Source organism: Nocardia sp. NPDC004573, from assembly GCF_053602135.1.
The window spans coordinates 14,907-38,557 of the sequence record NZ_JBSGDA010000035.1; the positions used below are offsets into that span (position 1 = coordinate 14,907).

Annotated in this window: 23 protein-coding genes and 1 pseudogene; 10 read left to right on the plus strand and 14 right to left on the minus strand. The window is 68.6% G+C overall.

Annotated features, from left to right (window positions below; genetic code table 11):
- The first annotated feature begins 255 nt into the window (after positions 1-255).
- Positions 256-1,362, plus strand: coding sequence for a class II histone deacetylase (locus ACWEKR_RS33015; protein ID WP_452357834.1), 1,107 nt, complete (start codon positions 256-258; stop codon positions 1,360-1,362).
- Between the two features lie 106 nt (positions 1,363-1,468).
- Here the strand turns inward: ACWEKR_RS33015 and ACWEKR_RS33020 are convergent, their stop codons facing one another.
- From ACWEKR_RS33020 to ACWEKR_RS33045, 6 genes are all read right to left on the minus strand, one after another.
- A complete protein-coding gene (locus tag ACWEKR_RS33020; protein WP_452357835.1) occupies positions 1,469-2,770 on the minus strand; it encodes a glycosyltransferase family 87 protein in 1,302 nt (433 codons plus the stop codon).
- An 87-nt stretch (positions 2,771-2,857) separates the two neighbouring features.
- Positions 2,858-3,676 (minus strand): class II glutamine amidotransferase, encoded by an 819-nt coding sequence (locus ACWEKR_RS33025; protein WP_452357836.1) that lies wholly within the window; start codon positions 3,674-3,676, stop codon positions 2,858-2,860.
- Positions 3,677-3,736: 60 nt separating this feature from the next.
- Positions 3,737-4,786: an ABC transporter ATP-binding protein gene (locus ACWEKR_RS33030; protein ID WP_452357837.1), complete on the minus strand. Its 1,050-nt coding sequence runs from the start codon at positions 4,784-4,786 to the stop codon at positions 3,737-3,739.
- The gene (gene modB / locus ACWEKR_RS33035) at positions 4,783-5,541 is read right to left on the minus strand and encodes a molybdate ABC transporter permease subunit (protein ID WP_452357871.1); all 759 of its coding nucleotides are present in this window, start codon (positions 5,539-5,541) and stop codon (positions 4,783-4,785) included. Before modB ends, ACWEKR_RS33030 begins: the two co-directional genes overlap by 4 nt.
- A 50-nt stretch (positions 5,542-5,591) precedes the next feature.
- Entirely contained in the window at positions 5,592-6,371 is a 780-nt protein-coding gene (modA, locus tag ACWEKR_RS33040; protein WP_452357838.1) for a molybdate ABC transporter substrate-binding protein, read from the minus strand.
- Between the two features lie 11 nt (positions 6,372-6,382).
- Positions 6,383-6,781, minus strand: a complete 399-nt coding sequence (locus ACWEKR_RS33045) for a TOBE domain-containing protein (protein ID WP_195091895.1) — start codon at positions 6,779-6,781, stop codon at positions 6,383-6,385.
- A gap of 164 nt (positions 6,782-6,945) precedes the next feature.
- Here ACWEKR_RS33045 and ACWEKR_RS33050 point away from each other — a divergent pair, with 164 nt between their 5' ends.
- The 5 genes from ACWEKR_RS33050 (at position 6,946) to ACWEKR_RS33070 (ending at position 13,200) form a co-directional block, all read left to right on the plus strand.
- Positions 6,946-8,142, plus strand: coding sequence for a PucR family transcriptional regulator (locus ACWEKR_RS33050; protein WP_452357839.1), 1,197 nt, complete (start codon positions 6,946-6,948; stop codon positions 8,140-8,142).
- 167 nt (positions 8,143-8,309) lie between these two features.
- Positions 8,310-9,761 carry a dihydrolipoyl dehydrogenase gene (lpdA, locus tag ACWEKR_RS33055; RefSeq protein ID WP_452357840.1) on the plus strand — a complete coding sequence of 484 codons (1,452 nt, stop codon included), beginning with the start codon at positions 8,310-8,312 and terminating at the stop codon, positions 9,759-9,761.
- Between the two features lie 11 nt (positions 9,762-9,772).
- Positions 9,773-10,903: a pyruvate dehydrogenase (acetyl-transferring) E1 component subunit alpha gene (gene pdhA / locus ACWEKR_RS33060; RefSeq protein WP_452357841.1), complete on the plus strand. Its 1,131-nt coding sequence runs from the start codon at positions 9,773-9,775 to the stop codon at positions 10,901-10,903.
- Between the two features lie 19 nt (positions 10,904-10,922).
- Positions 10,923-11,906 carry an alpha-ketoacid dehydrogenase subunit beta gene (locus ACWEKR_RS33065; protein ID WP_452357842.1) on the plus strand — a complete coding sequence of 328 codons (984 nt, stop codon included), beginning with the start codon at positions 10,923-10,925 and terminating at the stop codon, positions 11,904-11,906.
- Between the two features lie 19 nt (positions 11,907-11,925).
- The gene (locus ACWEKR_RS33070) at positions 11,926-13,200 is read left to right on the plus strand and encodes a dihydrolipoamide acetyltransferase family protein (RefSeq protein WP_452357843.1); all 1,275 of its coding nucleotides are present in this window, start codon (positions 11,926-11,928) and stop codon (positions 13,198-13,200) included.
- Positions 13,201-13,239: 39 nt separating this feature from the next.
- Here ACWEKR_RS33070 and ACWEKR_RS33075 read toward each other — a convergent pair whose 3' ends face one another.
- The 3 genes from ACWEKR_RS33075 to ACWEKR_RS33085 form a co-directional block, all read right to left on the minus strand.
- A complete protein-coding gene (locus ACWEKR_RS33075) occupies positions 13,240-13,713 on the minus strand; it encodes an iron chaperone (RefSeq protein ID WP_452357844.1) in 474 nt (157 codons plus the stop codon).
- Between the two features lie 54 nt (positions 13,714-13,767).
- On the minus strand, positions 13,768-14,124 hold the full coding sequence (locus ACWEKR_RS33080) for a VOC family protein (protein ID WP_452357845.1): 357 nt from the start codon (positions 14,122-14,124) through the stop codon (positions 13,768-13,770).
- A gap of 66 nt (positions 14,125-14,190) precedes the next feature.
- Positions 14,191-14,340 (minus strand): hypothetical protein, encoded by a 150-nt coding sequence (locus tag ACWEKR_RS33085; protein ID WP_452357846.1) that lies wholly within the window; start codon positions 14,338-14,340, stop codon positions 14,191-14,193.
- Between ACWEKR_RS33085 and ACWEKR_RS33090 the strand changes: the two genes are divergently transcribed.
- Positions 14,339-17,134 (plus strand): ATP-binding protein, encoded by a 2,796-nt coding sequence (locus ACWEKR_RS33090; protein ID WP_452357847.1) that lies wholly within the window; start codon positions 14,339-14,341, stop codon positions 17,132-17,134. The two genes, ACWEKR_RS33085 and ACWEKR_RS33090, sit on opposite strands and share 2 nt — an antisense overlap.
- Before the next feature lie 13 nt (positions 17,135-17,147).
- On the opposite strand, the gene ACWEKR_RS33095 is transcribed toward ACWEKR_RS33090, so the two are convergent.
- Complete coding sequence (locus tag ACWEKR_RS33095) at positions 17,148-17,396, minus strand: hypothetical protein (protein ID WP_452357848.1); 249 nt, start codon at positions 17,394-17,396, stop codon at positions 17,148-17,150.
- A gap of 18 nt (positions 17,397-17,414) precedes the next feature.
- On the opposite strand from ACWEKR_RS33095, the gene ACWEKR_RS33100 reads away from it, so the two are divergent.
- On the plus strand, positions 17,415-18,071 hold the full coding sequence (locus tag ACWEKR_RS33100) for a hypothetical protein (protein ID WP_452357849.1): 657 nt from the start codon (positions 17,415-17,417) through the stop codon (positions 18,069-18,071).
- Between the two features lie 265 nt (positions 18,072-18,336).
- Positions 18,337-19,569 (plus strand): MFS transporter, encoded by a 1,233-nt coding sequence (locus ACWEKR_RS33105; RefSeq protein ID WP_452357850.1) that lies wholly within the window; start codon positions 18,337-18,339, stop codon positions 19,567-19,569.
- A 50-nt stretch (positions 19,570-19,619) separates the two neighbouring features.
- Here the strand turns inward: ACWEKR_RS33105 and ACWEKR_RS33110 are convergent, their stop codons facing one another.
- The 4 genes and pseudogenes from ACWEKR_RS33110 to ACWEKR_RS33125 form a co-directional block, all read right to left on the minus strand.
- Positions 19,620-20,396 (minus strand): ABC transporter substrate-binding protein, encoded by a 777-nt coding sequence (locus ACWEKR_RS33110; protein ID WP_452357851.1) that lies wholly within the window; start codon positions 20,394-20,396, stop codon positions 19,620-19,622.
- A gap of 327 nt (positions 20,397-20,723) precedes the next feature.
- Positions 20,724-21,407: a type 1 glutamine amidotransferase domain-containing protein gene (locus ACWEKR_RS33115; RefSeq protein ID WP_452357852.1), complete on the minus strand. Its 684-nt coding sequence runs from the start codon at positions 21,405-21,407 to the stop codon at positions 20,724-20,726.
- Between the two features lie 72 nt (positions 21,408-21,479).
- Positions 21,480-21,818, minus strand: coding sequence for an aldehyde dehydrogenase family protein (locus ACWEKR_RS33120; RefSeq protein WP_452357853.1), 339 nt, complete (start codon positions 21,816-21,818; stop codon positions 21,480-21,482).
- An 88-nt stretch (positions 21,819-21,906) separates the two neighbouring features.
- Positions 21,907-22,353 (minus strand): annotated as a pseudogene (locus ACWEKR_RS33125) (aldehyde dehydrogenase family protein); the annotation flags it as partial.
- 187 nt (positions 22,354-22,540) lie between these two features.
- Here ACWEKR_RS33125 and ACWEKR_RS33130 point away from each other — a divergent pair.
- Positions 22,541-23,302, plus strand: a complete 762-nt coding sequence (locus ACWEKR_RS33130; protein WP_452357854.1) for an enoyl-CoA hydratase — start codon at positions 22,541-22,543, stop codon at positions 23,300-23,302.
- The last annotated feature ends 349 nt before the right edge of the window (positions 23,303-23,651 follow it).

A 23,651-nucleotide genomic window follows, 5' to 3' on the forward strand; every position in this document is an offset into this window, starting at 1 on the left:
ATTCGATTCCCTCTCACGCTGAGCTGCCAGGCCGGGCCGGCTGCCGGGTGCTGACGACACGCCATCTTTCCCGGAACCCGCTTGCGCCCCGACCGGAAGCCTCCCCGCTGGTGGAAAATTTGCCTGCGCCGCCGCAGGTGACAAGCTTCCCAGTTGCGGTGTGGTCGCTGCTGTGCTTGTAATGGGCGCGGTCGCCCCCGAGACCAAGATCGGACCAGGCGGACGGTGGTGGTCCGCCAACTGCAGGAGATCTCCATGGCAACTGGTTACGTGTGGAACACCCTCTACGGGTGGGCCGACACGGGTAGCGGAAGCTTGTTCCCGTCCGACGTCACGGTCGGTCTTCAGCCGATCGGCCATCACCTCGCGCATCCGGACACCAAACGGCGGTTCCACGAATTGGTGGCGGTATCCGGCCTGCTCGAAAAGCTGCATTCGATCGATGCGGCACCCGCCACCGAGGCGGACATACTGCGGGTGCACACCGCGCAACATCTGGAGCGGATCAAGGCCGAGAGCATGCAGCCGAAAGGAGGGGACGCGGGCGACGGCGTCTCGTCCTTCGGCAGGGGCGGCTACGAGATCGCCGCGCTTTCGGCGGGCGGGGCGATCGCGCTCGTCGAGCGGGTGGTCGACGGTACGGTCGACAATGGTTACGCGCTGGTGAATCCGCCGGGGCACCACGCGACCCGTGCTACCGGCATGGGCTTCTGCATCTTCAACAACGTCTCCATCGCCGCCGCCTACGCGAAAGAAGTCCTCGGCGTGCGGCGGATCGCCGTGGTCGACTGGGATGTCCACCACGGCAACGGCACTCAGGACATCTGGTACGAGGATCCCTCGGTGCTGACCATCTCCATCCACCAGCATCTCTGTTTCCCGCCCGAATCCGGTTACCGGGAGGAGCGTGGTTCGGGTGACGGATACGGCTACGCGATCAATGTGCCGCTTCCCCCTGGCAGCGGTGACGCCGCGTATCTCCATGCGATCGACCGAGTGGTCGAGCCGGCGTTGCGCACCTTCGCGCCCGAATTGATCCTCGTCGCTTCGGGCTTCGACGCGAGCATTCTCGATCCGCTGGCTCGGCAGATGGTCACCAGCGGCGGCTTCCGGCACCTGACCCGGCGGATGCTGGAGATCGCGGACGGAACAAGCTCCGGCCGTATCGCCTTCGTGCAAGAAGGTGGCTACAGCCCGCACTACGTTCCGTTCTGCGGGCTCGCGGTGCTGCGTGAACTGCTCGGCGAAGAATTCGTGGACGACCCGTACACGCCGATCGTCTCGACACAGGGTGGCGACGTCCTACTCGATCACGAGGCCGCCGCGATCGACGCCGCGGCGAGCCTGGTCTCCGAGCTCTGATCCGAAAGCCCGCCCCCGCCGCGACTGTGCCACGCCGGAAGGCAGCGATCTGCGGTAGGTCGGCGGCTGTGCCGGTCGGATCGACTGCGGTCAGTCGTTCACGTCGTCAGCCGCCGGCCGGAACTGCACTGCTCTCGCGAACGCTCTCGCCGTGGGAAGCGGCGGCCGCCAGCGCGGAAGTGGCTCGCTGGTCCCCGTTTTCGCCGGATTGCCCAGACGTGTTGTGGCACAGGCGTGCCACGGACCACACGGTCGTATACAGCAGCAGGCCGTTGCGCACTGTCAGAACCAGTACTCCCGGCCAGCTTCCGGTGGCCACCCGGTCGTAGACGAACGGGAATTCCACCTGGCTCAGCAGCGCCGTCGCCAGCACCATCAGCAGCACAGGCCGTTGCGTGGTGCGCGGGTCGAGCGCGCAGACCGCGGCCACCGCCACGGCCCAGACCAGGTATTGCGGGCTGAGTACCCGGCTGGTCACCAAGGCGATCAGCACCGCGGCCAACGCCAGATCCGCTGCCGGAGGCCGCATGCGCCACCAGATGGCGAGCAACACCGCGCCGCCGACGATCGTGGCGGCCACGCAGCCGCGAGCCACGGCCGACACCGCGGGCCCGACCAACTCGTCTGCCCCGTATCGATGCACGATGGACCAACCGCTGTGCATCAAGCGGGCAATCAAAAGTGGTGTGACGGCGACAGATTCGATCTGCAGGCCGCGCTTCGACTGGAACTCCAGAAATGACCACGCACCGGGAGCCCATGCTGTCAGTACTACGGCCGCCGCCGCACCGACACCGATCGTCGCCGCACTCACGCGCCCGAGCGCCCGCCGACGCAAACCCAGCACGACCACCACCGGCCACATTTTCAGCAGCACGCCCGCGGCAGCGGCCGCGCCTGCCGCGGCGGGGCGGCGCGTCGACCACAGCAGTGCCGCCACCGCGGCCGCGGCCACGATCAGGTCGAATCGTCCGTAACAGACCCGCCCCAGCAACGCCACACCGATGGTCCATAGCCACGGCCCGGCCTGCGCCGTGGCCGAGTGCTCACCCCGCGCGGCCCGGAGCAGCAAGCCGAGCACGCTCGCGTCCGCCGCGGCCACCAGCGCGAAGAACAACCAGTTGTATCCGAACCCGCCACCGAGCAGCCAGGGCACCGCCAGCAACGCGCCCGCTCCCGGCGGGTACTGCCACCGCTCGTCGTCCAGGGGAAAGACGTTGTGTTCCACGATGAGCTGGGCCCATTCGCGGTAGAGCGTCAAGTCCGCGGCCGAAGCGTCCCAAATGCTGTGCGGCAGTGCGGTCACTCCCGTGAACACCACCATCAGTATGCGGGTGACCGCCCACACCGACCACAATTTCGATACCGACGACAGTCCGCGCACAAGGCAGCCTAACCGTCGCGACATCTGTCCGTCCTGCGGCCCGGCCGGACCAAACATGTAGCGTCGGAATCGGATTCGCCGTCTTCCCGTGGGAAGTGCACGGCCGGGAGGTCAGGGGGCGATCGGCTGGAACGGACGCGTTTCGTCGTGGCCGAGGCGGACGACGCCTGCCGAGGATTCCTCGACCTCGTTCCACGCCCCGGGCAGGTCGCGCAGCGGCTCGGAGACCACGAAGCGGGCGTCCTCGCCCAGCTCGCGCAACGCTTGCACCTCCGGATGCAGCGCGCGCACCTTCGCGACGTCGTTGGAGTAGTACAGCGACCGCGACCGCCGTTCGGTGGAGTATCGGAAGAACCACATCGAGTCGCCATCGGTGGTCGCTACCGTCATCTGCACCGGGGCGTCGACCTGGTGGGCGCGGGCGACGTCTTCGACGAAGCCGACCGCGCGGGCGACCGCGGTGAACGGGTCGTCGACGAGCCCGAAGGTCAGCGCCAGGAAGAAGAGCACTTCGGAATCCGTCGAACCTTCGATGTCGGCGAACAAGGCAGGCTCGACCGCCGTCACCAGATCGCGCTTGAACTGGTGGAAACCGAGCACCGATCCGTTGTGCATCCACAACCAATGCCCGTGCCGGAACGGGTGACAGTTGCTGCGTTGCACCGCCGTTCCGGTCGACGCGCGCACGTGCGCGAAGAACAGCCGCGTGCGCACCTGCGCCGCGACCTCCCGCAGGTTGCGGTCGTTCCACGCCGGTTCGATGTCCTTGAACACCGCGGGGCGCGGACCTTCGCCGTACCATCCGATCCCGAACCCGTCACCGTTCGTGGTCGTCGCCCCGAGCCGGGAGTGCAAGCTCTGATCGATCAACGAGTGCACCGGCCGGAACAAAAGGTCCTCGGCCAGGATCGGCTCCCCGGAATAAGCCATCCACCTGCACATACATCGATTGAAGCAAAGTGACCGAGGTTCGGCCACAACTCTCGGGCGTCACGCCGGATACGAACGGGTTTCGGTGGCCTTCACCGCGGCCCACAGTCGCTGCCCCGGATGCAGGTGCAATTCGGCCACCGTGGCCGGCGTGATGTCGGCGAGAACAGGTGGCGCCCCGTCCAGACGAATGCGTGTGATGTGCGCGTGCTGCTCGATCCCGGTGATGGTGACCGGCCAGCTGTTGCGGGGGCTGCCGACAGGTTGCTGCGGGTGCAGGCTCACCGCATTGGGGCTGAATGCCACGTGGACGCGACCCTGCGTGGGTTCGGCGAGGGTGATGCTGCCGCCGCCGTCCAGATCGACGCTCGCGCCCCGCGCGCTGCCGCGGTAGAGATTGAGGCCCATCAGGGTGGCCACGTAATCCGAGCGGGGCGTCGCCGCCACTTGCGCCGGCGGACCCTGCTGGACGACGGCGCCGTCCTCGAGGATGACCAGCCGGTCGGCGAGGACCATGGCGTCGAGCGGGTCATGGGTGACCAGGACGGTGTGGCCAGGGTAATCGCGCAGGTGGTGAGCGAGGTCCGAGCGCACTTGGACTCTGGTGCCCGCGTCCAGGGCGGCGAGTGGTTCATCGAGCAGCAACAGCTGTGGTTCGATGGCCAGCGCCCGGGCCAGTGCCACCCGCTGGGCTTGCCCGCCCGACAGCGCCCGGGGTTTGTGCTGCGCGTAATCCGCCAGTCCGACACGCGTGAGCCATCGGGTGGCGCGCTCCCGCGCGGTGGCGCGGCGATAACCGCGGGCGCGCAGGCCGAAGGCGACGTTCTCCACCGCCGACAGGTGCCCGAACAGCAGATAGTCCTGGAATACGACGCCGACCTGCCTGCGTTCGGCGGGCACGAAGGCCGACGGTGGCGCATCCCAGGTGACGTCGTCCAGCCGGATATGGCCGGCGGTCAGTGCGATCAGCCCCGCCAGGGCACGCAAAGCCGTGGTCTTGCCTGCCCCGTTGGGCCCCAGCAAGGCGACCACTTCGCCCGGTGCGGCGAGCAGCGGCAACTCGAGCGCGAAACGTCCGCGCTGGATGCGCAGATCGGCCGCCAAACTCACATCGCCCCCCGTATCCAGCGTTCGCGCATCGCGACCAGCACCGCGACCGAGACGGCCAGCAGCACCAGGCTGAGTACGATCGCGGCGTCCGGGTCGGTCTCCAGCGCGAGATAGACCGCCAGCGGCATGGTGGTCGTGCGGCCGGGGAAGTTGCCTGCGAACGTGATCGTGGCGCCGAACTCGCCGAGCGCACGCGCCCAGCACAGCACCGCGCCCGCCACCACGCCGGGCAGGACCGACGGCAACGTCACCCGGCGGAACGCGTACCACCGGGTGGCGCCGAGCGTGGCTGCCGCTTCCTCGAAGCGCGGATCGGCCGCCCGCAGCGCTCCTTCCACGGAGATCACCAGGAAGGGCATGGCCACGAACGCTTCGGCCACGATCACACCGGCGGTGGTGAACGGCAGGGAGACACCCGTCCATTCGTAGAGGTACTGCCCGACCAGCCCACGCCGGCCGAGGACCAGCAGCAGCGCGACACCGCCGACCACCGGCGGCAACACCAGCGGCACGGTGACCAAGGCGCGGATCAGCCCGCGCCCCGGCAGTGCGGCGCGCGCGAGCACCCAGGCCAGGGGAATGCCGAGCACCAGGCAGATCGCTGTGGCCGCGGTGGCGCACACCAAGGAGAGCCGCAGCGCGCGGCCGACTTCGGCACTGAACAGCCGATCCGGCATGGTGGCCCACGGCGCCCGCCAGAGCAGCCCGATCAGTGGCACGAGCAGGAACGCCAGCCCGCAGACGGCGGGCAGCATCAGCGCGACCGGTCGCCGTCCGAGTACCGCCCGCCGCCGCGAAGGCGCGATCACGGGGTGTCGAATCCCGCCGCGGCGAAGACCGACTCGGCCTTCTCCGAGGTCACGAAGTCGACGAAGGCCGCGGCGGCCGCCGCGTTCGGCGCATGCGCCAGTGGCGCGACCGGGTAGTCGTTGATCGCCACGGCCGATTCCGGGAAGTCGATGCCCTCGACCTTGCCGCCCGCGGCGTGGACGTCGGTGCGATACACGAGCGCGGCGTCGACCTCCCCGAGCGTGACCTTGGTCAGCACCGCCTTGACGTCCTGCTCGCGGGTATCGGGCTGCGGAGTGATGCCCGCGGTCTCGAACACCGTCTGGGCCGCGGCACCGCAGGGCACCTGCTCCGCGCACAACGCGAGCTTGGGCTCGGTCTTGCCGAAATCGGCCAACCCGGTGATGCGCCCCGGATTGCCCTTCGGGACCGCGATCTCGAGCCGGTTGCGCACGAAGGTCACCGGCGCGGTCGTGACCTCGCCCTTGTCGCGCACCTGCTGCATGTTTTTCGGAGCGGCCGAGGCGAACACGTCGGCCGGTGCGCCTTGGATGATCTGTTGAGCGAGTGCGGAACTCGCGCCGAAGCTGTAGACCACCTCGACACCCGGATGCGCGGCCTCGAACCGCTTGCCCAGTTCGCCGAACGTCTCGGTGAGCGAGGCCGCGGCGAACACGGTCACCGTGCCCGACACGTGCTGCCCGTCGGCGTGCTCGGTCGTGTCCTGCGAGCCGCAGCCCGTCGGGGTCACGACAGCCAGCACGGTCGCGGTCGCGACACCCAACTTGCGAAACATTGCCACCCTCGTCAACTTTCCGGTATCTCCACGACGACGTGCGTGGACTTCACCGACGCGACAGCGACGCTGCCGACTTCCAGGCCGAGCTCGTCGACCGATTCACGGCTCAGCAGCGACACCAGCCGGAACGGTCCGGCCTGCATCTCCACCTGCGCCATCACCGTGTCCTTCACCACCCGGGTCACGATTCCGCGCATTCGATTGCGGGCCGACGCGGCCACCGTCGCACCGGGCGCGGGCGCCTCGGCATTGGCCCGCAGGAATTCGGCGAGCTCACGGCCGCCGACTCCTTTGCGGCCGTTGTCGAGCTGCACCGCGGTGAGACGGCCCTGATCGATCCATCGACGCACCGTGTCGTCGCTGACGCCCAGCAACGCGGCGGCTTCACTGATCCGTAGATTCGACACGATCCATAGCATATTGCCGCATCCGCGGTGGCGAAAGCCGGGACCAACCGCGAATCCGGATACCCGCACTCCCCGCCGAACGAATCGTCCCGACCCGATACGGTCGGGACATGCCGCCGCCTGCGCAGTCGTGGGCACGGCCGACGAGAAGGGCTCCGAGCGACATGTCGACATCGAACAAGGCGATCCCGGCAACGTGCACACAGGAGTTGGTAGGCGCCTGCCGGGCGGAGATTCCGGCTCTGACCGACCGGCTGATCGCGGAGATCTTCACCGACAACCCGGAATGGACCGATTACTCGACGGTCGCCCGCGCCGACCTGGTCGACGGCTGCCGCCGGTACGTGACCCGCATCCTCGACCTGCTCGGCTCTCCTACGACCGCGTTCGATGACGAAGTCGCCGCGTCCATCGGCCGCCGCCGCGCCGAACAGGGTGTACCGCTCGAAGCCATGCTGCGCACCTTCCGGCTCGGCGGCCGCATCGTGTGGGAGGTCCTGCTCGACAAGGCGGACGAACTCGCCCCCGGCGCGATTCGCGCGGTCGGCACCGCGTTGTGGGCGGTGATCGACGGATTGTCCTCGTCGCTGGTCACCTCCTACCGCCGCACCGAACTCGAACAGTTGCGCAGCGACGAACGCCGCCGCCACGCTCTGCTCGAGGACCTGCTCGCCGGCCGCGCCCACGACACGACCTTCGCCACGCGCGCCGCCCGTGAACTGAACCTTCCGGTCGCCAGCGCCTACCTCGTCGTCGTGGCCGACGGCGGCGCAGAGGCGGTGCACACCGGCACGGAAGCCGCGTTGGCGGCGATCGGCATCCGGTCGGTGTGGCACGATCGCGTCGACTCGACGGTGGGGCTGATAGCGGTCGAGCGCCACGACGTCGCCGCCGTGTTACGACGGATCGAACCGCGCATCCGCGGACGTGCGGGCGCCTCTCCCGCGGTGAGCGGGCTCGCGCAGGTCGGCACGGCGCACGGCTGGGCACTGCTGACCCTGCAGACCTTGCCTCGGGACACGACGGGACTCGTACCGCTGCATCAGCGCTTCCAGCACGCGCTGCTCCTGCGCTCGACCGACCTGACCGACATGCTGGTCGCGCACACGCTCGGTCCGATCCTGGCCTTGGCCGCCGCCGAGCGCAGGACGCTGCTGGACACCCTGGCTGCCTGGCTGGCGCACGACTGCTCCGCCGCCCATGCCGCGGCGCGACTGCACTGCCATCGCAACACCGTCATCAATCGACTCCACCGCGTCTCGACCCTGCTCGGCCGCCCGCTCGAAGGCCAGCGCAACTATGTGGAACTGTCCCTGGCGCTGGCCGCGCTCGACCTCGTCGAGGCACCGGACAGAGCCTGATCCCACGGCACGGGCCGCACCCGATTGGGCTCAGCGCCCAATTCGACAAACGCACTACTGGGCTTGATGGCAATTGTTTGTGCACTCCGCTACGGCAACACTCGATAGCGATGATCCACCCCACAACCGGCGGTGGATCTGATCATCGAGGACGAGGAGCACCACGAGTGCCGGATTTCGATCTACTGGTGGTCGGCGGCGGCCCGGGCGGATACGTCGCGGCCATCCGCGCGGCCCAACGCGGCCTGCGCGTCGGTTTGGTGGAGAAGGAGCGCCCGGGCGGAGTCTGCCTGAACTGGGGCTGCATTCCGACCAAAGCGATGCTGCGCTCGGCGGAGATCTTCAAGACCCTCACCACCGCAGCCGATTTCGGCGTCTACGCCGACAATGTACGCTATGACTTCGCCGCGGTGCGCCAGCGCAAAGACGGCATCGTCAAGCAACTCACCGACGGTGTGGCGAGCCTGCTCGCCGCGAACGGTGTCACGGTCATCGAGGGGCACGCCCGCTTCACCGGCCCGACCGGTGTCGAAGTGTTCGAGGCGGGTCGATCGCCGATCTTCCCCGGCGGCCCTCGCTATGCCGCCGCACCGACCGGGACCGCGACCCGCACGATCAGCGCGAAGGACGTGATCATCGCGACCGGATCGGTGCCTGCGCGGCTGCCGATTCCGGGCGCGGACCTGCCGGGCGTCATCACCTCCGACGGTGCCTTCGGGCTGACCGATGTGCCCGCACGACTGGTCGTCATCGGCGGCAGCGCGGTCGGCGCGGAATGGGCCAGCCTGTTCGCGAGTTTCGGCTCTCAGGTCACCATCGTCGAGATGCAGGACACCCTGGTCCCGCTCGAGGACGCCGATGTGGGCGCCGCCCTGGGGCGGTCGTTCACCAAGCGGGGCATCACCGTGCTCACCGGTTCCACGGTCGAGTCCATCGCGCAGGCCGACGTGCTGCGCGTTACCGTGGCAGGCGAGCACGCGCGAGAACTCGACGCGGACGTGGTGCTCGTCGGCGTCGGGCGCCGCCCCAACACCGCCGGCCTCGGCTTGGACATCGCCGGAATAAGCACCGACGCTCGCGGTTTCATCCCCGTCGATGAACAGCTGCGTACCGGAGTCGAGCACGTCTACGCCATCGGAGACGTCACCGGGCGCGCCCTGCTCGCACACGTCGCCTCGCATCAGGGGCTCACCGCCGCCGATGTGATCGCCGGCCACCCGGCGCACATCGACTACACCGTGATACCCGCCGCCACCTTCACCCACCCCGAGATCGCCGGCGTCGGGTTCACCGAAGCGAAGGCCCGCGCCGCCGGGCACGACGTCGTCACCGCGCGGTTCCCCTTCGCGGCACTCGGCCGGGCCCAGACCTTCGGCGACACCGAAGGTTTCGTCAAAATCGTTGCCGGACGACGGCACCGCGAAGTGCTCGGCGTGCACATCATCGGACCGTCGGCCAGTGACCTGATCACCGAAGGGGCTCTGGCCATTTCGCTGGAGGCGACTCTCGACGAACTCGCCGACACCATCCATGCCCACCCCACCCTCGGCGAGATTGGCATGGAGGCGGCCCTGGCCGGACTCGGACTGCCCGTGCACATCGCGCCCCGCAAGCGTTGAGGAGACCTGCCGTGACCACCAGCACCACCTCTCGCAAACCGAGCCGCGAGACGACGCGGTCTGCGGCCACACAGAGCCGGACGAACCGCGCCGCGCAAACATCGATGGATCAGGCCGACACACGCCTCGCTGCCGAGGATCCCGATACGCTGCGCGGGCTGTACCGCGACATGCTGTTCGTGCGCCGCTTCGAAGAGCGCACCGCGCAGAGCTACCAGCAAGCCAAGATCGGCGGATACTGCCATCTCAACCTGGGTGAAGAGGCCACCGTGGTCGGGCTCGGCGCGGCCATGCGCCCCACCGACTACCTGTTCACCAACTACCGCGAGCACGGCTACGCGCTGGCCAAAGGCATCGAGCCGGGCCGGGTCATGGCGGAACTGTACGGCCGTTCCACCGGCACCTCCAAGGGCTGGGGCGGTTCCATGCACATGTACGACACCGCGACCCGCCTGCTCGGCGGTTACGCCATCGTTGGCGGTCAGGTTCCGCTGGCCGTCGGCGCGGCGCTGGCCATCGACTACCGCGGCGACGACGACGTGGTGGTGTGCCAGATGGGCGAGGGCACGACGAACATCGGCGCGTTCCACGAGTCGCTGAACATCGCGGCCCTGTGGAACCTGCCGGTGGTGTTCCTGGTGATCAACAACCAGACCGGCATGGGCACCACGGTCGAACGCTCCTCCGCCGAACCGGACCTGTGGAAGCGTGCCGCCTCCTACCGCATGCGTGGCGAGCGCGTGGACGGCACCGATGTCCTCGCCGTCCGCGAGGTGGCCGGTGAGCTGATCGAAACCGCGCGACGGGAGCGGAAACCCGCGCTGCTCGAAGCGGTCAGTCACCGTCTCAAAGGGCATTCCGTGGTCGACCCGGCGAAATATCGCACCGAGGAAGCGGTGGCGACCGCCCGGAGCAACGATCCCGTCGACCGCTGGCGTGCGGTGTTGCTGGCCGCCGGTGTGCTGAACGATCAGACCGTGGCCGCGGTCGAAACCGAGGTGGCCGCCGCGGTCGCCGCCGCGGTCGAATTCGCCGATGCCAGCCCGCATCCGGAGCCGTCGAGCCTGTTCGACTTCACCTACGCGACGCCCGTGGCGGGCGACTCGCGCCGCCTGCCCGCCGACCCGCTCTTCACCGCTTAAGGAGCCCACCGTGGCTGTCATGACCTATCGTGAAGCGCTGCGCGAAACCCTCCGCGAGGAGATGCGGCGCGACGAGGATGTCTTCCTCATCGGGGAGGAGATCGGCGTCTTCGAAGGCTCCTACAAGATCACCGCCGGACTGCTCACCGAATTCGGCGAGAAGCGGGTACGCGACACTCCCATCGCCGAAGAGGGCTTCGTCGGTGCCGCCATCGGTGCCGCCATGCTCGGCCTGCGTCCGGTCGTCGAGATCATGACGATCAACTTCTCGCTGCTGGCGCTGGATCAGATCGTCAACCACGCCGCGAAGATCTACGGCATGTTCGGCGGGCAGACCAGCGTGCCGATGGTCATCCGCACCCCGGGTGGCGGGGGCCAACAGCTCGGCGCGACGCATTCGCAGAACGTGGAGCTGTATTACGCGTTCGTCCCGGGCTTGAAGGTGGTCGCACCGAGCACCCCTGCCGACGCGCGGGCGCTGCTCAAGGCTGCCATCGAAGACGACGATCCGGTGCTCTTCCTGGAGAACCTGTCGCTGTACAACACCAAAGGCGAAGTGCCGGAAAGCCTTCCGGCTGCGCAGATCGGCAAGGCCGCGGTGACGCGAAGCGGTTCCGACATCACGCTGATCGGCTACTCCCGCATGGCCACGGTGTGCTCCGAGGTCGCCGAGCGTCTCGCCGCCGACGGTTTCTCGGCCGAGGTCGTCGACCTGCGCAGCCTTCGTCCGCTGGACCGGGCCACGCTGGTCGAATCCGTCCGCAAGACCGGCTGCGCGGTGATCGGCGAGGACGACTGGCTCACCTACGGCATCGGCGCAGAGGTGGCCGCCTCCATCTCCGACGGCGCCTTCGACTATCTGGACGCCCCGGTGCGCCGGGTGGCCATGGCCGAGGTGCCGCTCCCCTATGCCAAGCCGCTCGAACGGCTCGCCCTGCCGTCGGCCGATTCGCTCTACAGCGCCGCCGTGGAAACCCTCGCGGCCGTCGGCAAGCGACGCTGAGACACCAGAGGACGCATACATGCCCGAAATCACCATGCCCCGCCTCTCCGACACCATGGAGGAAGGCGTCATCGTCTCTTGGCTCAAGCAAGTGGGCGATCCGGTCCAGCGAGGCGAAGTCCTCGCCGAGATCGAAACCGACAAGGCCCTCATGGAACTGGAGGCCTACGACGACGGCGTGCTCGAGCAGATCCTCGCCGCAGCGGGTGCTCGGGTGCCGATCGGCACGCCCATCGGGCTCATCGGCGACGGCAGCGGAGCCGCCGTGAGCAGCTCGAGTGGTAGCGCACCCGCTCCGGCCGCCGCACCCGTCGCGCCGGCTGTCCGCGACAACGGCGCCGTGTCGGATTCCCGATCGGTTCCGGTTGCCGCCGTCAGCGAATCCGTCGCCGGTTCCCGCGGAACGGCGGATCGGAAGAAGACGTCGCCGCTGGCGCGCAAGGTCGCCGACGAACTCGGTGTCGACATCTCCAGTGTGGTGGGCACCGGTCCAGGTGGACGCGTCATCCGTCAAGACGTCGAAACCGCCCATCGTGCAGCCCAACTCGATACGCCGACCTCACCCGCCCCCGCTCCCATGGCGGACATCTCGGTTCCGGCCCCAGGCGACTACGAGGAAATTCCGCTGACCGGCATCCAACGGGTGTCGGCCACGCGGCTCACCGAGAGCAAGCAGCAGGCTCCGCACATCTATCTGACCGCTGCCGTCGATGTGACCGAGCTGTTCGGATTCCGTGCCCAGGTGAACGCCACGCTGGCTCCGACCGGCACCAAGGTCAGCGTGAACGATCTGCTGATCAAAGCCGTCGCCGTGACGCTGCGGAGTAACCCTTCGGTCAATGTCTCGTTCGCGGGTGAGAAGGTGTGGCGGCACCGAGGTATTCACCTCGGCATGGCAGTCGCGACCCCCGCAGGCCTCCTCGTCCCGGTGCTGCGCGACGCGGATCGGAAGAGCGTGTCCGAGATCGCCGCCGAAAGCCGTGACAAAGCCGAACGTGCCCGCGAGCGCAAGCTGCGCGCCGACGAAATGAGCGGCGGCACCTTCACCATCTCCAACCTGGGAATGTTCGGTATCGAGCATTTCACCGCCGTGATCAACCCACCGGAGGCCGCCATCCTGGCCGTCGGCGCCGCCACCGACGAACTGCGCCTGGACGACGGCCAGGTGGTGACCCGGAAGATCCTGCGCGTCACCATGTCCGCCGACCACCGCGTCATCGACGGAGCCGTGGCCGCGCAATTCCTCCAGCAACTGAAAGACCTGCTCGAACATCCCCTCCGCATCGTGACCTGACGTCGGCCGACAGTTCGCCCGCCGGGCCGGCGGCGGTGGTCAGCCCACCGCCTTCTTCACGAGGTCGCCGATCCTCGCCTCGTCGGCCGCGGTCAGCTTCGTCAGGGCGAAAGCCGTCGGCCACACGGTGCCGTCGTCCAGGTTGGCGATGTCGTTGAAACCGAAGGTGGCGTAGCGCGATTTGAACTTCGCCGCGCTCTGGAAGAAGCAGACGACCTTGCCGTCCTTGGCGTACGCGGGCATGCCGTACCAGAGTTTCGGGGACAGGTCCGGAGCGCTGGCTTTGATGATCGCGTGCAGCCGCTCGGCCATGACGCGGTCGGATTCCGACATCCCGGCGATCTTCGCGAGGACGTCGTTCTCCCCGTCCGCCTTCGCCGCCCGCGAGCCGCGGCGCGCGGCCGTCCTCAGCTCTGCGGCGTGCTCTTTCATCGCGGCTCGCTCCTCGTCGGTGAATCCGACGGCGGCCTTGGTCTTGGTGCTGGTGCGGGCGGTGGTCTGCTGCGTGGTCATGAGCTGGTTTCCTTCGTGGCGTGTGGCGGATGAGGGTGGTGGCCGGTTCGGCGCTCAGCGGTCCTGGATGAGCCCGAGGACGTTGCCGTCGGTATCGGTGACGGTGGCGACCAGGCGGCCGCCGCCGACGTCGTGCGCGGACTCGGTGACGGTGGCGCCCGCGGCGCTCACCTCCGCGAGCTTCGCCTCGATGTCCGGCACGTGCCAGTAGGCCACCGGCGCGGTCATCCCTTGCGGTCCGCCGGTCGGCACCAGCCCGATGTGCTGGCCTTCGGCGTCGAAGCCGACGTAGTAGGACGTGTCGGTCTGCGGCGCCACGCCGAGCAGGGCGGTGTACAGCGTCTTGGCCGCCGCCAAGTCCGACACGGGATGCAGCACGGTCTTGATTCCCTGCGTGGGAGAGCTGGGCACGTTCACTCCTTCGAGTCGTCGGTCAGGTGGTCCCGGTGCTCGTCTGCCGAGGTGAACCGGGTGTGCTCACAGCATCTCCTCCGGCACCACCGATCCACATCCGTGGCGACCACGGAACCGGCCACGGATCGACGCACGGATCATCCACGGCAGCATCCCGGGGTAGAACCGACCGCGCAGTCCGGGCCGGAGGGAATGCGGCAGAATCGGTGCCATGGTGGCGACGGTGGAGATCTCGGCTCGGGAAGCCGAGGTGCTGACGCTGGTGGGGGACCATCTCAGCAACGCAGAGATCGGTGCGCGTCTGTTCATCTCCGTGCGCACCGTGGAAAGTCATGTCTCCTCACTGCTGCGCAAGCTGGAGGTTCCGGACCGAAGGGCGCTGGCCCAGCGCGCGTCCGCTCCGGCTCGCCCCGACCGGTCGCGCCCGGCGCCGGTGCTGCCGACCCCGCTGACCACGTTCGTCGGCCGCGGCCGGGAGCGCGCCGAGCTCACCGCGATGATCAGGAAACACCGGCAGGTGACCGCGGTCGGTCCCGGCGGGGTCGGCAAGACCCGGCTCGCGCTGACGGTCGCCGCGGAGCTGGCCGGCGAGTACCCCGACGGCGTGTGGTTCGTCGACCTGGTCCCCCTCACCAGTCCCGACACGTCCGCGGTCGCCGGAACGGTCGGCCTCGCCCTCGGACTCGGCGAGCAGCCCGGACGCGCCATGGACGAGTCGGTGCCCGCCGCGCTGGCCGACCGCCACGCCTTGCTCGTGCTGGACAACTGCGAACATGTGCGCGACGGAGTGGCGCCGTTCCTCGAGCGGTTGCTCGCGACGTGTCCCGGGGTGACGGTACTGGCGACCAGCCGCGCGCGGCTGATGGTGCCGTTCGAACGGGCGTACACGGTCCCGCCGATGTCGTTGGCCGGCGAGGGTGCGTCGGATGCGGTCGAGTTGTTCATGCAGCGCGCGGAGGCAGGCGGCTGGCCGCCGAATCAGGCGCTGCGCGACCAGGTTGCCGCGTTCTGCGCGCGGCTGGACGGCGTCGCGCTGGCGATCGAACTGGCCGCCGCCCGCTGGACCACACTCGGACTGGACGGCCTCGAAGCCGGGCTGTCCGATCAACTCCGGATGCTGGCCGGGGGCTCGCGCACCGAGGAGCGGCACCGGTCGGTCCGAGCGGCCTTGGACTGGAGCCACGCCCTGCTGGAGCCCGACGATCGCGTGCTGCTGCGGCGGGTGTCGGTGTTCATGACGTCGTTCACCGTCGCGGCCGCCGCGCAGGTGGCCGCCTCCGGGAAAAGCGTTGTCGCCGACGGATTGGCCCGGCTCGCCGAGCAGAGCCTGCTGGTGGTGACGGCGTCCCCGGCCGGCACCGAATACCGGGCGCTGGAAACCATTCGTCAGTACGGAACGGAGCAGCTCACCGAAGCCGGTGAACTCGCCGATATCCGGTCTCGTCACCTGAGCTGGTGTCTGGCCGTGGCTGCCGATCTGACGGTGGTACGCGCGGAATGGCGGCCACGATTCGACGCGGTGGCCGATGATTTCCGGGCTGCGATGGCGTGGGCGGCCGACCAACCGGGGCGGCGCGCGGAGGCGTCCCGCTTGGCCGAGCACATGGCGCAACTGTGCTTCACCCGGAATCTGATCGGCGAGTCCCAGATGCGCTACGAGCAGGCGGCCGCACTCGCGGACGACCCGGCCACCGCCGCCGTGATGTTCCGGCACGCCGCGGCCGCGGCCGGATGCCAGATGCGGGGCGACGACATGCATCGCCTCCACCGCGCGGCCGCTGAGGCAGCCCTCCGGTCCGGTGACTCCGCCGGCGCGGCCCGCGACCTGGCGACCGCCGCCGCCAACGCGTACCGGTTCGCCAGCAAGTTCGTCCGTCCCCTGCCACCGGAGGAGGCGACCGCACTCATCACCGAGGCGCAGCAGCTCGCCGGTGACGATCCGGCGGCTCGGGCCGCTGTGGCGCTGGCCGAGGCCGGGCGGGTGCTCACCGATGCGCTCACCGCGCAGCACTCGTCCGGCGACGTGCCGGAGATCGTGGCGCGGGCCGAGCGTGCGGTCGAACTCGCGCACCGTACGCGCGATCCGCTTGCCGAGTCCGCCGCACTGGACACACTCGCGGGCGCCCACAGCCTGGCCGGTGACACCTTCACCGCCGCGGCCGTCGCACGACGGCGAATGGTGCTGCTGGAGTCCACCCCGCATACTCCGGTCGGCACCCCTGAGCTGATCGACGCGCTCGGTGAGGCCGCCGAAGCCGAGCTCGGCGCCGGGGACCTGCGTAGCGCCCGCCGATGGGCACAACAGCTCGCGGATCATCCCTTGCTGGCCGAGGTCGGACATCGCGCGACGAGCTGGCTGCTGGTGACCGACGCGTTGGCGGGCAACGTCGACGACGTTCGCGCCCAGAGTGTTCGCTTCCTCGAGGCATGGCAACGAATCGGCGATCCCGCCAAGTCGGGTCTCGGTCCGGCGGTGGCCGGTGTGGCGATGATTCACCAGCTCCGTGACGACCAGGAAGCTCGCGGCGAGTGGGACGCGGTGGTTCGTGGGCTCGGTACGTCACCAGCGCGCACGCACGGATACGGCGCGGTCTTCGACGCTCTCGCCTTGCTCCACCGGGGGCAGGTGCACGAGGCACTCGAACGGATGGCGACCGAGCCGCGCGAGGTGTGGCGATGGGTCACCTGGATCTGGCTGCACTGGTATGTGGCGCTGCGGGCCGAAGCCGGTGTGCTCGCCGGGGCTGCCGATGCCGTCGAGCGCTTGGCCGAGGCCCGGACCGTCGTCGCCGGAAATCCCGTCGCAGGCGCCATCGTGCAGCGAGCCGAAGCACTGCTGTCCGAGGACCACGAACGGCTGCTCGCCACGGCGGATGCGTTCGAGACAGCCGGTTGCCCCTACCAGGCGGCGCGGACCAGGGTACTGGCCGGCGGCGATCATGCCGACCGCGGCGCGGCCGCGCTCGCCGAACTGGGCTTCGCGCCGATGGCTCGCATCGCCTCATAGGGCAGCGGCGCCACTACTTCCGCTGCTGTGCCCGGCGACGGAACAATCGCCCGAGCAGCCCACGGATATCGAACGCGCCCCACGGTTGCGCGGCGGCGGATTCGACCGTCTCCGGAGTCACCTGGGCCAATCGCGCGTGCAGTTGCTCGCGCACCTGGTCCGGTGTGTAGGCACGGCGGCGGCGCTCCGCGCGCACCACCACGACACCGGTGGCAACCACACCGGCCACACCCGCCAATCCCACTGCCTTCCACCACCTCATACCGCATAGGCTACGACCATGACGGGGACGGGCATCAGTCTCGACCGTGCGGTCGAGGTCACCAGAACGGGCGACATCTGGTTGTTTCGTGGGCATTCCACGGCCGACCGCGTGATCCGCATGACGACCAACAGTCCGGTGAACCATGTCGGGATGTCCGTGGTGATCGATGATCTGCCCGCGCTGATCTGGCACGCGGAACTCGGACGGTCCCTGCCCGACATGTGGTCGGGAACCGCCCACCGCGGCGCGCAGTTGCACAATCTGCGCGACGCCGTGCTGGTGTGGGCCCACCGCTACGGCCAGCGAGCCTGGTTGCGCCAGCTGAACCCTCCTGCCGGCCGGGAGATGGAGGACAGCGTGCTACGCGCCATCGCCCGGCTCGACGGCACCCCGTTCCCCTCCACCGCGGGCATGGCGGGGCGCTGGCTACGCGGCCGCGCACGCCTCCCCCGCCGCACGCGGGACCGATCGGCCGCGCGGGAACTGGAGAACGCGTACTGCGCCGAGATCGTCGCCGCCACCTATCAAGCCATGGGCCTGCTGCCGCAGCACCGCAGCCCGGATTGGTACGACCCGGGCCGATTCTGGAGCGGAGACGGGCTGCGACTGTCCGGCGACTACGCATTGAGCGGCGAAATCGCCGTCCGGACGCCTGCCCCGACGGATTCCTGATAGCGGGATCGCGTGGCGATGAACGGCCCGGAGAACAGCTCTCGCAGGTTGTTCCAGGAATCCCGGCGGTCTCCGGTTAGAATCACGCCGATTTTCACAATGTGGCAGCGATAGGGATATCCGTACAGTTGCGGACCATATGGTCCCATGATCCTATCTCTGAAGGTTGCGAAGTTCTTGACGCCCTATACTTCCGGGTCTCGATGAATCCTCCGCGTGATCCGCGATGCGGCGCAGTTCTGCCCGTGAATTCCCGAGTGCGCCCATGACCGCGTCGCGGCAGGACGAGACTTCGGTCGAAATCGCTTCGCTTCGGCCATGGTTGTTCACCGTCTACGTGCCCGCGGCGGCGTATGGGATCGGTATGGGAGCCGCGGCGCCGGTCATGGCGCTCACCGCCCTTGACTTGGGTGCGTCGTCGGCCGTCGCGGGCCTGACCGTCGCGCTGGTCGGCCTCGGCCAGATACTGGGCGATATTCCCGCCGGTCAGGTCGTTGCCCGGCTCGGGGAGCGGATATCGATCATCGCCGCGAGCGCCGCGGGTTCGATCGGGGTGCTGTTGTGCTTGTTCGCCCCGACGGTACCGGCCTTGGGCGTCGGTCTGGCAATTGTCGGGTTGTCCAACGCGGTATGGGGACTCGCCCGGATGAGTTATTTGTCCGAGGTCGTTCCCTTCGAGCGAAGAGCGCGCGCGATGTCGCTGTTCGGCGGAGCCATGCGCCTCGGCTTCTTCGTCGGACCGTTTCTCGGGGCGGCCACGATCATCGGCTTCGGCACACGCGGCGGATTCGTGGTCCAGTTGATCGCGATCATGATCGCCGGATGGCTGATGGCCAGGCTGCCGGATCCGCAGGGTTCGGCAGCCGGAGCGAATTCGCGCCCGCCGCTGTCGCTTGCCGGAGTCGTCCGCACCCATCGTCGACTGTTGCTGACCTTGGGCACCGGTTCCTTGTTGATGGGCGCGGCACGTTCGTCCCGGGAGGCGGTGCTGCCACTGTGGGCCGACCACGTCGGAATCGATGCCGCCACCGCGAGTCTGATCTTCGGTATCGGGGCGGGGCTCGATGTGGTGTGCGCCTATCCGGCCGGCCATTTGATGGACCGTTACGGAAGGCGATTCATAGCGGTGCCTTCGCTGGTGATTCTGGGGCTCGGGTATATCTCTGTGCCGCTGACGGATTCGGCGCTGACGCTCAGCATCGCGGCCATCGTCATGGGGATCGGCAACGGAATCGGCAACGGGGTCATCATGACCATCGGCGCCGACATCGCGCCCGCCGCCGGCCGTGCCGAGTTCCTCGCGGCGTGGCGGCTCACCCATGACGGCGGCTATTTCGTCGGGCCGTTGGCGATCAGTGGACTGACAGCGATCAGTCCGCTGGCCGTAGCGGTCCTGACCATCGGCGGCGTATCGGCGCTCGGGGCCGGAGTCATGGCTCGATACATCCCGACATACATCTCATGGCCCAAACGGATCAATCGTGCGTTCAAGCTGTAGTTCCGACAGATCAGGCTCGCGCGACAGCGGAGCCTGATCTGTCCAACGCGCTACTTCGCGTACGGGTTGTACTTGTTCGTGTAGAACTTCGACGGCTCGAACGCGCCGTTGATCGCGCCGGTATCCCGCAGCCAGTCCTCCCAGCGCAGGAAATCGGCATCGACGATCACGCCGTGGGTGGCGGGCACGCCGACCGACTGCCAGTACTTCACCGACGAAGCGTCCTCGCCCGAACGCTTCCGCTTCTCGATGATCTCGGTGAACTTCGCGATGATCTGGTCATGGGGAGTCGTCTTCTGCCATTCGATGGCCTTGGCCACCCCGTCGACGAAAGCCCGGACACTGTCGGGATTCTTGGCGATGAAGTCGTTACGAAAGACGTACTGCCCGCCGTTGAACGGGCCGCACTCCTCGTAATCGGTGAACACCGGACGCAATCCGCCATTGGCGATCGCACGCTGCTGGAACTGCCCGCTCAATGCCGCGACGTCGACCTGCCCGCGCCGGACGGCGTCCTCGGTGTTCGGCGTTCTGATCGGGCTGTTCTCGGGAACGTAGAACCCGGTGAAGGTCTTCTCGTCGGATCCGTAGTAGTTCACCACCGCCGTGATCGGCGCACCGCCCTGCGCCAGCTTTGCGACCGCGCCTCCGAACGCACCGCCGAAATCGACCTGCCCGGTGGCCGCCGACTGGATGTCCTGCGGGCCGCTGATGGTGTTGCGCTGCCATTCCAGCTTCACTTTGCCGTCGAAGAAACCGAGTTCCTCCGCGAGTTCCGGAATGACGACTTGCACCTGCTGCGCGCTTTCACGCTCACTCTCCCTCATCGATCGGCAACGCACCGGCGCGTCGCAGTGCAGCGATCGTTGAGCATGCGTGATTTCGTGTCGAGAGTTGTCCTCGGCACGATCCGAAAGGTGGGCGCGTCGACGACGCCGACCGCGCGAACCACCTTTCTGCCCTGCACGCGGCGACCTTCGACTCAGTGCGAATCGAAGAGGCTGAAGCGGCTGGAGGATTGCCGTTTCGGGTTCGCGCGACCGACCGGCGTCCCCGGACCTATCGGCGGCGGTTGGATCGGATCCGCGACGGGATCTGCCGCACGGTCGGTGTACGTGTCGGCCGAATGCGGGCCGGGCGCCTATGAAGGTGAGTCACAGGAGGGCGGCGACTTTCTTCGCGGTCCTTTTCGCTGATGCGGGGTTCTGCCCGGTCACGAGATTCCCGTCGGCCACCGCGTGGGGGACGAACGGCAGCTTGGCCTTCTCGTAGCGGGCGCCGCGCTTCTTCACCTCGTCCTCGACGTTGTAGGGCACGAGCTTGTCCACTCGGGCGAGGACTTCCTCCTGCCAGGCGAACCCGGTGAGCCTGCGTCCGGCGACGAGGTACGTGCCGTCGGAGAGCTTCGTATTGAGCAAGCCGCAGTAGCCGTGGCAGACCGAGGCGACGATCCCACCGCGTTCGTAGATCTCCCGGGTGATGCGCTGCAGGCCCTCGCTGTCGGGGAAGTCGTACATCACCCCATGCCCGCCGGTGAAGTAGATGGCGTCGTAGTCGGCCGAGTCGATCCGGTCGGGGCTCGCGGTGTTCTCCAGCAGCGCCATCCGCGCCGGATCGGCCCGCCACGCCTTCGCGGTCTTGTCGTAGCTGGGGAACTTCAGCGACCGCGGTTCCAAGGGAGCGAGACCGCCCGCCGGACTGGCGATGGTCTGCTCGAATCCGTGCTCTTCGAAGACCTGCCAGGCGTGGGTGAGCTCCGACAGCCACAGTCCGGTCGGGTGGGACGGGTCGTCGTAGTGGCCGACGTTGGTGACGACGTTCAAGATGCGCTTGGTCATGCGTGATCTTCCTTCGTGCGTCGTTGATCTACTTCTCCACGTGGTCTCATCACTGGTACGCACTCGGTCGATTCAGTGTGCACCCACCCGTCGCAATGTCCGGAGTGCGCGGGTCGAGATTCGGGACCACCGGTCATGGGTGACACCGCGCGGCGGGCTGAAACCTTGCAGGCGCTGCTGCGCGACGGTCTGCGGTTCGGTGTACTTCAGCAGCGCGTCGGCGCCGTGCCTGCGACCGAGTCCGGAGTCGCCCATGCCGCCCATGGGAGCGTCGATGCTGCCCCAGGCGGCGGCGAAAGCTTCGTTGACGTTGACGGTGCCGGCGCGCAACCGAGCCGCGACTGCCCGCCCCCGGGCCCCGTTGCGGGACCAGACGACGGCGTTGAGGCCGTACGGGGTGGCATTCGCCATGGTGATCGCCTCCCCCACGCCCCGGTAGGGGGTAGATCGAGACCACAGGGCCGAAGGTTTCCTGGGCGAACAGCGTCATCTCCGGCGTGACGTCGGCCAGGATCGTCGGTTCGTGGGACAAGGGCCCCAGGTCCGGCCGCACACGGCCGCCCGCGAGGACGGTCGCACCCTTGGCGACGGCGTCGGCCACGTGCTCGGTGACCGTCTCGAGCTGCGCGGGCGTGGTCAGCGAACCCACGTCGACGGAGAAGTCGTACGTGGCGCCCAAGCGCAGCTTGCGCGTGCGCGCCACGAAGGCCGCGACGAACTCGTCGTAGATCTGCTCAGCGACGTACAGGCGCTCGATGGACACGCACAGCTGACCCGCCGACGGGAAGCAGGCGGCGACGGCTCCCGCGGTCGCCTTCTCGATGTCGGCGTCCGGGAGGACGATCATCGCGTTCTTGCCGCCGAGTTCCAGTGATGCTCCGATCGGGCGCTCCCCTGCTCCGCGGGCGATCCGGCGGCCGCTGGCGGTGGAGCCGGTGAACATCATGTAGTCGGCGCCGGCCAGCTTCGCCGCCTGGGCGTCGGCCGGCGCACGCGCCCCGGCATCAATCCCAAAGTCGCTCTCCTAGAGGAGACCGCGCTCCAGCGTCGTGCGCTACGCCGCTACCGGACCTGGCTCGACAACCGTGCCGCGTGAACCGATCGGCCGAGCCGAGGCGGTTACGATCCGGTTCATGGCGGAGATCAGGAGTGAGCGGCGGGACAAGGTCGCGGTCATCACCGTGCACGATCCGGATCGGCGTAACGCGTTGACACCGGCGCTGTCCGGGCAACTCGCCGCCGCGGTGGCCGAGGCGGAGCGCGATACCGGGGTGCACGCCGTGATCGTCACGGGAACCCCGCCCGCATTCTGCGCGGGCGCCGATCTGAGCGCGCTCGGTGCGGCCCGAGAGGAGGGTCTGCGGGTGATCTACGACGGCTTCCTGGCGGTCGCGCGCTGTGCACTGCCCACCATTGCGGCGGTCGGCGGCGCCGCGGTCGGCGCGGGACTCAACCTGGCGCTGGCCGCCGATATCCGGATCGCCGGGCCAGGCGCCCGGTTCGACGCGCGGTTCCTGCGGCTGGGCCTCCATCCCGGCGGCGGGATGACCTGGATGCTGCAACACGCCGTCGGGCGGCAACGGGCCGTCGCGATGACCCTGTTCGGGGAGATCCTCGGCGCCGAGGCCGCACTCGACGCCGGATTGGCGCACCGGGTGATCGACGGCGATCACGACGCGCTGCTCGCCGGAGCGCTCGACTTCGCCGCGGGCGCCGCCGAAGCGCCGCGCGAGCTGCTCCTCACCACCAAGCGCACCATGCGCCACACCGCGAACCTGGACGCCCACGCCGACGCCGTCGACGCGGAGATCGGGCCTCAGGTCGCGTCCCTCGAATCTCCCGAGTTCACCGCGCGACTGGCGGCGAAGAAGGCCGAGATCGGCCGCCCTCGGTGAGCGGCGACCTCTGACCCCGCGAACACCCCTGACCGGCGCCGGGAAAGGTGCGAAGCGCCCATACGGCGACCGCACTTGCCGTTGCCCGCCTCGCGCAGCCCGCGAGATCGGTCAAGGCGCGGCATGGTGGCGCGATCAGGCTCCCGACGCACTTCGCCGGAGTGGCAGGCCCTGTCGCTATCGGTCGACTCGAAACGGCACTGTCTCGACGCGGTGCAGCGACGTCGGACGCTGCCCGGATTCGACGCTTCCGGGCGAATGCGGTTTGGCATCGGCGGCCCGGGGTAGCCGCTCCGAGACCGCACAGGACTTGCGGCAGCCGCGTTCCTTTGCGGCAGACATCCCGTGT

What these genes read in the sequence shown, in the direction of transcription:
- ACWEKR_RS33020 (WP_452357835.1), bottom strand. Translation starts at nt 2,770, where the DNA reads ATGTCGCGACGGTTAGGCTGCCTTGTGCGCGGACTGTCGTCGGTATCG.
- ACWEKR_RS33050 (WP_452357839.1), top strand. Translation starts at nt 6,946, where the DNA reads ATGTCGACATCGAACAAGGCGATCCCGGCAACGTGCACACAGGAGTTG.
- ACWEKR_RS33095 (WP_452357848.1), bottom strand. Translation starts at nt 17,396, where the DNA reads ATGAGGTGGTGGAAGGCAGTGGGATTGGCGGGTGTGGCCGGTGTGGTT.
- ACWEKR_RS33025 (WP_452357836.1), bottom strand. Translation starts at nt 3,676, where the DNA reads ATGGCTTATTCCGGGGAGCCGATCCTGGCCGAGGACCTTTTGTTCCGG.
- ACWEKR_RS33130 (WP_452357854.1), top strand. Translation starts at nt 22,541, where the DNA reads ATGGCGGAGATCAGGAGTGAGCGGCGGGACAAGGTCGCGGTCATCACC.
- ACWEKR_RS33075 (WP_452357844.1), bottom strand. Translation starts at nt 13,713, where the DNA reads ATGACCACGCAGCAGACCACCGCCCGCACCAGCACCAAGACCAAGGCC.
- modA (WP_452357838.1), bottom strand. Translation starts at nt 6,371, where the DNA reads ATGTTTCGCAAGTTGGGTGTCGCGACCGCGACCGTGCTGGCTGTCGTG.
- ACWEKR_RS33105 (WP_452357850.1), top strand. Translation starts at nt 18,337, where the DNA reads ATGACCGCGTCGCGGCAGGACGAGACTTCGGTCGAAATCGCTTCGCTT.
- ACWEKR_RS33015 (WP_452357834.1), top strand. Translation starts at nt 256, where the DNA reads ATGGCAACTGGTTACGTGTGGAACACCCTCTACGGGTGGGCCGACACG.
- modB (WP_452357871.1), bottom strand. Translation starts at nt 5,541, where the DNA reads ATGCTGCCCGCCGTCTGCGGGCTGGCGTTCCTGCTCGTGCCACTGATC.
- ACWEKR_RS33120 (WP_452357853.1), bottom strand. Translation starts at nt 21,818, where the DNA reads ATGGCGAATGCCACCCCGTACGGCCTCAACGCCGTCGTCTGGTCCCGC.
- ACWEKR_RS33090 (WP_452357847.1), top strand. Translation starts at nt 14,339, where the DNA reads ATGGTGGCGACGGTGGAGATCTCGGCTCGGGAAGCCGAGGTGCTGACG.
- ACWEKR_RS33110 (WP_452357851.1), bottom strand. Translation starts at nt 20,396, where the DNA reads ATGAGGGAGAGTGAGCGTGAAAGCGCGCAGCAGGTGCAAGTCGTCATT.
- ACWEKR_RS33115 (WP_452357852.1), bottom strand. Translation starts at nt 21,407, where the DNA reads ATGACCAAGCGCATCTTGAACGTCGTCACCAACGTCGGCCACTACGAC.
- ACWEKR_RS33100 (WP_452357849.1), top strand. Translation starts at nt 17,415, where the DNA reads ATGACGGGGACGGGCATCAGTCTCGACCGTGCGGTCGAGGTCACCAGA.
- ACWEKR_RS33070 (WP_452357843.1), top strand. Translation starts at nt 11,926, where the DNA reads ATGCCCGAAATCACCATGCCCCGCCTCTCCGACACCATGGAGGAAGGC.
- ACWEKR_RS33065 (WP_452357842.1), top strand. Translation starts at nt 10,923, where the DNA reads ATGACCTATCGTGAAGCGCTGCGCGAAACCCTCCGCGAGGAGATGCGG.
- ACWEKR_RS33085 (WP_452357846.1), bottom strand. Translation starts at nt 14,340, where the DNA reads ATGGCACCGATTCTGCCGCATTCCCTCCGGCCCGGACTGCGCGGTCGG.